This window comes from Nostoc sp., from assembly GCF_036917515.1.
Classification (GTDB): domain Bacteria; phylum Cyanobacteriota; class Cyanobacteriia; order Cyanobacteriales; family Nostocaceae; genus Nostoc.
Genome location: NZ_JBALDE010000155.1, coordinates 22,862 through 34,513 on the forward strand (window position 1 = coordinate 22,862; position 11,652 = coordinate 34,513).

Consider the following 11,652-nt stretch of genomic DNA (forward strand, 5'->3'; position numbering starts at 1 on the left):
AAAACATCGCCTGCTTAAGTTACTCAACTCAGTAGACCAAAAAATCACAGCCCTTGCAAACAACAAGTTCCACTTTCGTCCTGTGGAGCAAAAAGAAACACAACGCCGCAAATGAGACTTGGCAAGGGGAGAGTGGACAAATCAAATCAGCCGCTAAAAGATTTAGTCTACGCTAACTTCTGGCTACCCTAATTTTCTCTCATCACAATGAATTAGCCCTGCTTTACAAGGGGAGATTAAGGGGGGTAATTTGACTTGTGTGTACACCGACCGTAGCTTATAAAGGGGAGGGAATTAGATGTTCTAGTTTCCTCTTTCTAATATTATTTTGGCGTTCGCATTTGTTGATTTAGCGTTCGCATTTGTTGATTCGGCGTTCGCATTTGTTGATTTAGCGTTCGCATTTGTTGATTCGGCGTTCGCATTTGTTGATTTGGCGATCGCATTTGCTGATTTGGCGTTCGCATTTGTTGATTCGGCGATCGCATTTGCTGATTTGGCGTTCGCATTTGTTGATTTGGCGATCGCATTTGTTGATTTGGCGATCGCATTTGCTGATTGCACTTATTCTCAAACAACAAATCGATATGAAAAATGAGTAAAAATACAGACAAACTCGTAATTATTTCGTTGAAGCTTTAATGAAATAAATCCACAAAACTACCCATTTCAGGCAAAAGGATACTCCACTATGTTGAAAAAGTAATTCTTAAAAAAAGGATATCTTATGTCTTTAAGAACTCGTGGTTCTGCTGCTGTTGACAAAGCTCAACTTCGTCTCGCCTTGCTTAAATCGGTTGATGAAAATCTGGATTTAGGACATGGATTAACCATTGAAGCCTACAACCACTTGATCAACACTACCCGTGCGACGTTAGAAGCTCATAACACGCTTGTGTCCAATCTTGAAGAATCGCGTAAAACAATAATCCAGATGGATAAAGCCCTCTCCGAAATGTCTGAACGAATGCTAAGTGGAGTTGCAACTATCTACGGCAGAAACAGTATACAGTATTCCAAGGCTGGCGGCTCTAATGGAAAAAGAAATAAACAATCTAGTTCAAAAGCTGCTCCAATTGTAGCGGTTCTTGCCAGTCAACCTGCTCAAGCTGCAATTGCGAATGCGTCAATTAACGGTAACGGCACAACTCCTTTGCTGCAATAATCCACTTCCTGCATAAATCTAGTGCCGTGTCAAAGCTAAATTTGTGCATTAAATATAAGTTGGGTTGACGTAAGGAAACCCAACCTACCTTTAATCCATCTGAATTTTATAGTAGCGATGTCTACGACGGGCTACGCCTACGCCCTTGTGAAATCCTATCTTTTATTTGCAACTTTATTAACGAAAATTCAAGGTGGTAGGCAGAGGTTTATCAAACTCGCTCTCAAAAAGCAAATTTTGGTTTTCATGTCATCTTCTATAATTGATAAAACCTGCACACCTAATTCTAGGCATGAGACTGTGACCGAATCAGGAAGTTACAAAGATACTGTAAACCTACCCAAGACTAATTTTGATATGCGGGCAAATGCCATCAAGCGTGAGCCTGAAATCCAAAAATTCTGGGAAGAAAATAAAATTTACGATCGCCTCCTTGAAAATAACCCTGGCGAATTATTTATACTACACGATGGGCCTCCCTACGCAAATGGCTCACTCCATATTGGTCATGCCTTAAATAAAATTCTCAAAGATATTATTAATCGCTACCAAATCTTACAAGGGCGTAAAGTTCGCTACGTTCCTGGTTGGGATTGTCACGGATTACCGATTGAGTTAAAAGTTTTGCAGAACATGAAGTCAGCAGAACGGCAAAACTTAACATCTTTACAACTGCGGCAAAAAGCGGAAGAATTTGCCCTAGCTACGGTAAACGACCAACGCAATAATTTTAAACGCTACGGTATTTGGGGTGATTGGAACCACCCTTATCTAACCCTCAAGCCGGCTTATGAAGCGGCTCAAATTGGTGTGTTTGGTCAGATGTTCTTAAAAGGCTATATCTATCGCGGTTTAAAGCCGGTTCACTGGAGTCCCAGTTCTCATACCGCTTTGGCTGAAGCTGAGTTGGAATATCCTGAAGGTCACGTTTCCCGTAGTATCTATGCAGCTTTTCTGGTTACAAGTTTGGCGAAAACTGTAAAACCACTGTTGGCGGAATATCAGTCAGATTTAGGTGTGGCTATCTGGACAACTACACCTTGGACAATTCCAGGAAATTTGGCTGTGGCGGTAAATGCAGATTTAAATTATGCAGTAGTGGAAGTTTCCCACCAGGGAGAGCAAGAGAGTAATTTCAAATACCTCATCGTTGCTGCTGATTTAGTGGAACGTTTATCTTCAACCTTGGGAGTTGAGTTAACTGTAAAAGCCACGTTTAAGGGGAATGATTTAGAACATACTACTTACCGTCATCCTCTATTTGACCGGGAAAGTCCGATTGTCGTCGGCGGTGATTACATCACTACTGAGTCGGGTACGGGGTTGGTACATACTGCTCCCGGTCATGGTCAAGAAGACTACATTGTTGGTCAACGCTACGGTTTGCCCATCCTTGCACCAGTAGATGACAATGGCAATTTTACCGAAGAAGCGGGACAATTTGCTGGGTTGAATGTCTTGGGTGATGGGAATCAAGCGGTGATTGATGCTTTAAGTGCGGCTGGTTCTTTGTTGAAAGAAGAACCATATCCCCACAAGTACCCTTATGATTGGCGGACGAAGAAGCCAACAATTTTCCGCGCCACTGAACAATGGTTTGCTTCCGTGGAAGGATTTAGAGAAGAAGCGCTAGAGGCGATCGCAACTGTAAAATGGATTCCAGCCCAAGGTGAAAATCGGATCACGCCAATGGTAGCGGAACGTTCCGATTGGTGTATCTCTCGTCAACGTGCTTGGGGTGTACCCATTCCCGTTTTCTACGATGAAGCCACGGGGGAACCACTGCTGAATGAAGAAATTATCAACCACGTCCAAGGAATCATCGCAGAAAAAGGTTCCGATGCTTGGTGGGAACTTTCAGTTGAGGAATTATTACCCGAATCCTATCGCCAAAATGGCAAGTCTTACCGCAAAGGTACAGACACAATGGATGTATGGTTTGATTCTGGCTCATCTTGGGCGGCTGTCGTCCAACAGCGTCCAGAGTTACGCTACCCTGCTGATATATATTTAGAAGGTTCTGACCAACATCGCGGTTGGTTTCAATCAAGTTTGCTCACCAGCGTAGCTGTGAATGATATTGCGCCTTACAAAACTGTGCTAACTCACGGTTTTGCTTTGGACGAACAAGGGCGAAAGATGAGTAAGTCAGAAGGAAATGTGATCGATCCAAATACAATCATTGAAGGCGGGAAAAATCAAAAAGTAGAACCGCCCTACGGTGCAGATGTATTGCGATTGTGGGTATCATCGGTAGATTATTCCGGCGATGTCCGCATTGGGAAAAACATCATTAAGCAACTGAATGATGTTAGAGGTAAAATTCGCAATACGGCGCGGTTTTTGTTGGGTAGCTTAGATGATTTTGACCCCGAAAAAGATGCAGTTCCCTTTGAGGAATTGCCAGAACTTGACCGTTATATGCTGCACCGCATCACCGAAGTATTTGAGGAAGTCACTCAAGCTTTTGAGAGTTTCCAATTCTTCCGCTTTTTTCAAACAGTGCAGAATTTCTGCGTGGTGGATTTATCCAACTTTTATTTAGATGTCGCCAAAGATAGATTGTACATCAGTGCAAAAGATGCTTTCCGCCGTCGCAGTTGTCAAACAGTGCTGAAGATAGCAATAGATAATTTAGCACGAGCGATCGCACCAGTGTTATCTCACACCGCCGAAGATATCTGGCAATATCTCCCTTACAAAACACCTTATAAATCAGTGTTTGAAGCTGGTTGGGTACAGGTTGAGGAAAAATGGCGTAATCCAGATTTAGCGAAATTTTGGTCAGTGCTGCGACAACTCCGCACCGATGTTAATAAGGTGTTGGAACAAGCCAGAATAGAAAAACTCATTGGTTCTTCCTTGGAGGCGAAAGCTTTGATTCATATACCTGACAAACAATTAGGTGATGCTATCAAAGCCTTTAACCCTGTTAAGGGTAACGGGATTGACGAACTGCGGTATTTATTGCTGACTTCCCAAGTGGAATTATTAGATTCTGCTCAAGGGTTGCAAGGATTGAAATATACAGCGCAGACTGAAGACTGGGGAATTGGGGTAGTGAATGCAGACGGGCAAAAATGCGATCGCTGTTGGAACTACTCTATTCATGTGGGAGAATCAGCAGAACATCCCTTAATTTGCGAACGGTGTGTAGCAGCCTTAGCTGGAGAATTCTAAAAGCAAAAATTCCACGGCGCTAGCAGACTAGAAATCGTTAACCTACAGATTGCTAAATGCACTTAGGGACTTCCAACAAATAAATTACTACTACTTGTAAGGCGGGCAAGATGCCCGCCTTTTGCTATGGGCGGGAGAGACGCCCACCTCACAATAAGTAGTTGATACCAATTCAAAATTCATGCATTAAGAAAGCCAGACAGAACAAAGGTATGTCCGTATGTATCTGTCACATTGTTTTTTAAAATTGGTATGAGTATTTTTTTATTTTAAAGAGCGCTAATGCATATTTAATTTATAAAAATACCTTTTTAGCTTGATGAAGTCGGCATAAGCGTACTTTGTTTGTATAGCCTAGTCATTCCCAGAAATTACGCAACTAGCACAACATTAAATATGCGATTAAATCAGGTTGCAGTCAGTGGGTAAAAAGATATTTTAGGTAATACGCATTATGCTTATCTTGTATTATGCAGAATTCTAAGTGTAATATACTTTAGCAAAAAATAAATGGGTATTATTACTGAATACTTATCAGTATTTTCACTATATTATCTTCAGTTAAACAGCTAAATAGAGGTATTGTTAAGAAAAAATGAAGGTATGGATTAATACGTGTAATTTCGTTTAAAACATCCATTAACTCAATCAAAATTTAAGAGATACAGAGATATGTCAAATCAAATTGCTAATGAATTGGCTGATTTTCTGCTGCAAATAGAACAGCGATCGCAGTTTCATGCAGGCTATCCATATAATTTAAGTTGTGATTACAGTGCGATCGCAAAATTTTTCAATTTTCTGTTAAATAATGCTGGAGATCCATATATTGAACCAGATTTTGGTCTCCACTCTCGTAAGTTTGAGCAAGAAGTATTATCTTTTTTTGCCAACCTTTATAAAATCCCAGAAAATCAGTTTTGGGGTTATATTACTGCTGGTGGAACTGAAGGTAATTTATATGGGATGTTCTTAGCAAGAGAAATCTACCCTAATGGCATTCTTTACTCATCACAAGACTCTCATTACTCCATACCCAAAGCAGCAAAACTATTCCGCATTCAACACAATGTTGTTAACTCACAAATTAATGGAGAAATGAATTATGAACATTTTGAAAAACTCATTATTGAAAATCGCAATTATCCTGCGATCGTCAATTTAAATATTGGGACTACTGTCAAAGGTGCAATTGATAACTTAGACAAAGTTATCGAAATTTTAGAGCGCAATCAGATTAAAGATTACTACATTCATTGTGATGCCGCCCTTTCAGGATTAATATTACCCTTTTTAGATGGTGCTCCGCAAGTTAACTTTCAAAAACCCATAGATAGTATAGCTATTTCTGCTAAATTCATTGGTTCTCCCTTGCCTTGTGGTGTAGTTTTAACTAAGAAAAAATGGGTAGAAAAAGTTGAAACAGCAATTGAATATATTGGTTCGTCAGATACAACAATTCTCGGTTCTAGAAACGGTCATACCCCTCTGATTCTTTGGTATGCAATGAAAACAAGAGGTTATGATGGATTAGCAAAAGAAGCGAAGACCTGTATAAATAATGCCCAATATCTTTTTCAACAACTTAAAATCAGAGAATATCCATGTATGCTTAATAAGTTTTCCAATACCGTAGTGTTTCAAAAACCTTCTCAAAGGTTAATTAAAAAGTGGCAGTTAGCAACTTTTGAAAATTGGGTACACATTGTAGTCATGCAAAATATCGAGCGGCACAAAATTGATGCTTTTGTTAACGAACTTTTGTTAGCAGAAGGATTGCTTGATAACGTAAATAGTTTTCAGCTACAGTCAGCACTACACTAAAAATAGATTACCAAGTGAAATTAATCACTCAGTTTAACAAAGTGTTTCTTTAAACAGAATTTGCTCCCAAGATTTTATCTTTTTAAAAAGTTTTTTCCGCACAAGTTAGCAGCAAGGAGTATTTCTACTTCTGCCCGTTCCATAGGTGGTAAGAAAAAATACCCTTGCCCATAATCACATTGTAAAGCTTTCAATTGTGCTAATTGATCTACAGTTTCTATGCCTTCTGCTGTGACAGACATATTTAAATTATGGGCTAATGTCACAATCGCTCGAATAATTTCTAAATTTTCTCCTCGACTACCTATACTAGTGACAAAAGAGCGGTCAATCTTAATGGTTTTGATTGGTAGGCGATGCAGATAACTCAAAGATGAATAGCCAGTCCCAAAATCATCCATGTGCATCTCGACATTCAGTGCTGTTAATTGAGAAAGCACAGTAGTAGCTAATTCAAAATTATCCAACAACAAGCTTTCAGTAATCTCCAATTTCAAACAGCATGGCTCTAGTCCAGTTTGCTGCAAAATATGTTTAACCTGTTTAAACACATCAGGTTGAGTGATTTGTTTACCAGAAAAATTTACGCTAATTGTCAGATGTTGTGAGCTAAGAAATTGTTTATGCCATTTGTGCATTTGGTAACAGGCTTCATAAAGTACCCATTGCCCGATACTAACAATCATTCCAGTTTCTTCAGCTAAGGGAATAAAATCTTGAGGAGAAATAAGTCCTCGTTCTGGATGATACCAACGTATCAGTGCCTCAAATCCAATGATTTTGCCAGTTATCAGTGAAACAATTGGCTGGTAATTAAGGCGAAATTCTTCTTGCTTGAGCAGCGCATTTCGCAGAGCAGTTTCTAACTCTAAGAGCAAAGCTGCACCTTCGTGCATCTTTGGATCAAAAATCTCATAACGTGCCTTACCAAGTGATTTGGCACAATACATTGCCACATCAGCATCGCGTAGAATCTGCGCTGCTTGCTCATAATCTGCTCTACTTAGAGCGATGCCAATACTAACATTAGTAAACACGCGATGCTCGTTTAATTGAAATGGCAAAGCTAGCACCTTTTTAATTCGTTCAGCGACCTGTATGGCGGTGTTGATATCCTCAATTTCCTCAATTAAAATTGTAAACTCATCTCCGCCAAAACGAGCTACTATATCTCCGCCTCGCAGAACTGACTTTAGCCGATGAGAAATTGCAATCAAAAGTTGATTTCCTAATAGATGCCCAAGGCTGTCATTAACAACTTTAAAGCGGTCTAGGTCTAAGAAAAGTACGGCAAATAAATAATTATTTTGCTGTTTAGCCTGTTCTATTGCTTGCTGCACCCGCTCTAGAAATAATCGTTGGTTCGGTAATCCAGTTAGCCCATCATGAAGACTATTGTGCAGTAATTGTTCTTGTGCTTCTTGACGTTTAACAATATCTTGTTGAAGTTGTTGATTAACTCTAATTAGTTCAATAGTGCGTTCTAGCACTAACTGCTCAAGCTGATAACGATATTGGACTAGTTCTTCCTCTGCTAGCTTCCGCTTAGTTATGTCACGGACAATAACAATATACTCCCGTAGCAGAGAATTAAATGGCTGTGAAATCGTCGATTCAACAATTCGCAAACCTTGGTTAATTTTTAAGCTTTGCTCACTCCTAATAGACCATTGCTCCGGTTTGCCACGATAACATATTAGAAGTTGATTCAAGTTTTGCCCAAGTAACTGCTGAACACTTGTTTGAAATAATTCTTCAGCAGCAGCATTTGTCTGAGAAATTGTACCGTCTTCATCTAATACTAAAACAGTATCTGGAACGGTATCAAGAGTAGTGATAAATAGGTTTCTTGCTTGTTTGCGTGCTTCATCAATAGCAATAATTTGTGGTAAGGTTGTCCAGCAAGCGATCGCAACCCCTGTAAAAGAAAGTGTCACTAATAAAATCGCTAAAAAAGAATTTTGAGGATTATTAGAATGTCTATCTAAAAAATCGCGAAGAACCCAACTGATTGTGGCAGTAATACAAATTAATGATACTAAAACAATCACTTGTAATACTACAAAATCTGGATTATTTCTACTAGACTTAGTATCGTAACGCTGTGTCCACCAATTTGGGTGTAATGGCGCAAATCTTAACCGACGTAGCACTAAATCTCCAATCGTCAAAATAATGGGTAATAATAATCCCACTAAGAAATCTCTCCAGTTCCAAGCTAAACCTCCCACTATTAGAACTACCGCTTCGACCAAGAAAAAAACAAGTGACCACCAAGGCCATAACACGTATGCTTTGCCACGACACATCCATAATCCCAGATGTAGTCCCATAATGGACATAAGATAACAGGTGCCTGCTACTGTAACAAGTTGAGATACATTTCCCAAATTTAGACAAAGTAAACTTAGTAGAAAGGTCAATAAAATAGCAGGGCCAAGGACACCTTGACGGGAAACTAATGCAAATATAGGAGAAAGCTGTCTATCTAAGGCAAGCTGGTATAATATCCGAGGAGAGTTAGAAACTGCTGTAGCAGAACTTAGAAGGCAAGATATAGTAATCAGAAGTGTTACTAAAAAAGAGGCAGATTCACCCCAAAAAGGCTTAGAAGCCGCTACTAGATTTAAGAAAGCATCACCTATTGTAGGATTTTGAGTAGAACACATTAATACCCAAGAACCACCTAGAAACACCGGAGGAATTAACCAAGCAGCTACGGTTAAAAACTTTAAAGTTTTATACGGGTGGCGACTATCAGCAACAAAAGAAGAAGTGGTTTCACAAGCATAAATTGAATAGCTAGCTAGAAAAAACCACTTTGCCCATTCTTGAAAGCTCAAGCTATGTGTGCTAGTTGGGAGAAAATTAAAATTAGCAGATGAGAAGGCTAACCATAATACGCCTTGAACACAAAACAATAACAGTAATAAAATTGCTGGTAATACAAAGAATAAATGCAGGAGCGCCAAAGCACGGGTGCCACTGAACGCTAAAATAAATGGGATCGCTGTAAATAAGACTTTTAAGAAAGTTTCTGGACAAGAAATACCTAATGTTTCAAAATTGACTTTAATTAAGTTAGTGAGAATAATCGCATACAGTGCTGGTGCTGCTGCCCAGCTAAAAAAGTATCCTAATGCCACGTAACGGCCTAAGCCAGGAAAGTTCTTTAATAGCCTTGTGGTATAGTTTGGTGTTCCTCCAGCGACATCTGACCAATGCCTACCTAGACTTTGTACCTGCAAGTTAAGCAAAAAGGAAATAATTGTGCCAAAAAACCAAACTAAGATAGCTTTCGGCCCTAACGCTGCATGAATGATGGGGGCAGTACCAATCCATCCAACATGACCAGTTAACCCGAAGCCCCAGGTTTCGAGATAACTCAGAGTCCGTGGTAGGCGCATTAGCAAGTGCTGATTGTTCTGTGCCTGTGCAGAATCGTTACTAACCATTGTTTCTTAGTGAGATTTACTGACCTTTTCACTCAATAGCTGAATCTCACCAATTATAGCTTCCGTATAACTGCTGAACTTTAAGAAAAGATAACTTATTTGTTACTAAATTGTGGATTTTGGATTTTAGATTGACCTCATGCCTATAGAGTTTTTTTGAATAGAGAATTTTAAATTGGGGATTCGAGATTTATTCCATGTAGCTTGTTTATCACCGAGTAAGTATAAATTCTCTTTCTTCAAACCTTTATAAAAATTGAAAGGTTCAGATTTGCGACCTACTTAATAGACATAGACATCTCCAAAATAAATTATTCATTGCCTGAAACCCTTGTAAAGACGTAGGAGTGCTACGTCTTTACATTTATATCTCTAATTTAATAAATCGGAAATCATGTTGTTCATCAATGATTGACTGGATCTATAACTTTTGCAACAACTCCTGAGTTAACTGAAAGAAAGCTTTGGAACCTGCTGATTGGGGAGCATTTAAAACAGCAGGTATAAAACTATCAACAGCCTTAGCAACGTTGACATCAACTGGTATTTGTACTTTACAAATTTTTTCGACACCGAAATCTTCTACAACGCGGTGCATTACTTGTTTATAGTATCTGCCAGTGAGCAGGTTAGCACTAGACATACTAAATACAATTCCCAACATTTTTATATCTATCTTAGTTTCATGTCCATGACTATCTTTTAATTGGGCAATCCGTCTTTCTAGGAGTTGAATACCCACTACAGATAATGGTTCTGGTTTAGCAGGAAGTATGTAGAAATCACTGGCGGCTAAAGCGCTACGAGTCAAGAGATTATAGCCAGGGGCGCAATCGAGAAGGATAAAATCATATTCTTGATGTACTGGTTTTAAGATATTATTAATTAAGACCCTTTCAAAGCGATTCCAAATTGTTTCAAAGTCCTGTTCGCCCAAAGCAGTTGCTTGCTGATGCAGCATTTCTGAAACAACAAATTCATCATATAAATCGATGTCTCCCGGTAATAAATCTAGTCCAGGAAGATTACAAACCTGGGATTGAATGATATCCTGAATTGTAAGTTTTGCTTGTGGGTCTGGATTGATAACTGCGTCTATCAGATACCTAAATGTCTTACTTTGTTTACGAAGCTTGGCAAAATCTAAAGGCGACATCAAACTGAGTGTGGCACTAATTTGGCTGTCTAAATCAAGGACAAGCACCCGCTTGCCATGATTTTTAGCTAAACAGGTAGCTAAGTTGACGGTGAGGGTAGTTTTACCAACACCACCTTTCATATTGGCAGTAGCAATTACATATCCCATTGATTGAGTCCTCTATTGACGCATTCCCACTGGTTTGTCAAGAAATAATTGAGGGGTGCAGATTGTTTGTGGTTAGCGTTATAGCAGTTCTTGTTTACGTGAGGTACACCCATAGAGACACGGCATACGTGCCCCTACACCTTGCGTATAACGTTGTACCGCATCTGAATGGGAACTGCTATAAAGCACAAACTACCAACCGATCAAATCAAACTTGACAGACTACTAGGTAGCGTACACCTCTGCTGATATTTTAAATCTTCTATTAAATTTAATATTTTCAGAAATTCAAAAGAGTGATTTCAGCGATTTTTACTCGATTGAGGTAGCAACATGTAGTTGGCTCTTTACCTGGAATCGAGCTAACAGCCTCCTTTACTCCATAATGACAATGTTTGGCTTAATGCCGTAACAGCTCGCCCTCATCAAAGCAATTATAGAGGTATTGACAAATACAGTAGCCCTAAATCGATTGTGAGAAAATAATAGTATTGTGAATATCACTAAGTATTGGGTACAAAATGTGGATGCATTTGCTAATTGAATTGAACGAAGCCGATCGATAATTTCGTGAAATCAAAGGCGCATTTACACACAAACCTATAAGGTAATTAAAATGACTTACAATTCAGAGGATGTTTTAAAAGTCCAAGAAAGTAAAAACTCATGCGAGTCGTCGAAGCATAATACGTATCATCGCAATATAAATAAAAGTCTCGGAG

At 39.2% G+C, this 11,652-nt stretch carries 6 protein-coding genes; 3 read left to right on the forward strand and 3 right to left on the reverse strand.

The features are described from left to right. Positions 1-323: 323 nt before the first annotated feature. A complete protein-coding gene (locus tag V7K89_RS20165; RefSeq protein ID WP_335190197.1) occupies positions 324-614 on the reverse strand; it encodes a hypothetical protein in 291 nt (96 codons plus the stop codon). Between the two features lie 113 nt (positions 615-727). Between V7K89_RS20165 and V7K89_RS20170 the strand changes: the two genes are divergently transcribed. The 3 genes from V7K89_RS20170 to V7K89_RS20180 all read left to right on the forward strand — a co-directional run bounded on the left by V7K89_RS20170 (position 728) and on the right by V7K89_RS20180 (position 6,169). After that, positions 728-1,165: a hypothetical protein gene (locus V7K89_RS20170; protein WP_335190199.1), complete on the forward strand. Its 438-nt coding sequence runs from the start codon at positions 728-730 to the stop codon at positions 1,163-1,165. A gap of 300 nt (positions 1,166-1,465) precedes the next feature. Beyond that, on the forward strand, positions 1,466-4,345 hold the full coding sequence (ileS, locus tag V7K89_RS20175) for an isoleucine--tRNA ligase (protein WP_335190207.1): 2,880 nt from the start codon (positions 1,466-1,468) through the stop codon (positions 4,343-4,345). 672 nt (positions 4,346-5,017) lie between these two features. Continuing rightward, on the forward strand, positions 5,018-6,169 hold the full coding sequence (locus V7K89_RS20180) for a histidine decarboxylase (RefSeq protein ID WP_335190201.1): 1,152 nt from the start codon (positions 5,018-5,020) through the stop codon (positions 6,167-6,169). Positions 6,170-6,243: 74 nt separating this feature from the next. Here the strand turns inward: V7K89_RS20180 and V7K89_RS20185 are convergent, their stop codons facing one another. Beyond that, positions 6,244-9,624 carry an EAL domain-containing protein gene (locus V7K89_RS20185; protein ID WP_335190203.1) on the reverse strand — a complete coding sequence of 1,127 codons (3,381 nt, stop codon included), beginning with the start codon at positions 9,622-9,624 and terminating at the stop codon, positions 6,244-6,246. A gap of 421 nt (positions 9,625-10,045) precedes the next feature. Next, positions 10,046-10,930, reverse strand: a complete 885-nt coding sequence (locus V7K89_RS20190; RefSeq protein WP_335190205.1) for a ParA family protein — start codon at positions 10,928-10,930, stop codon at positions 10,046-10,048. Positions 10,931-11,652: the final 722 nt, after the last annotated feature.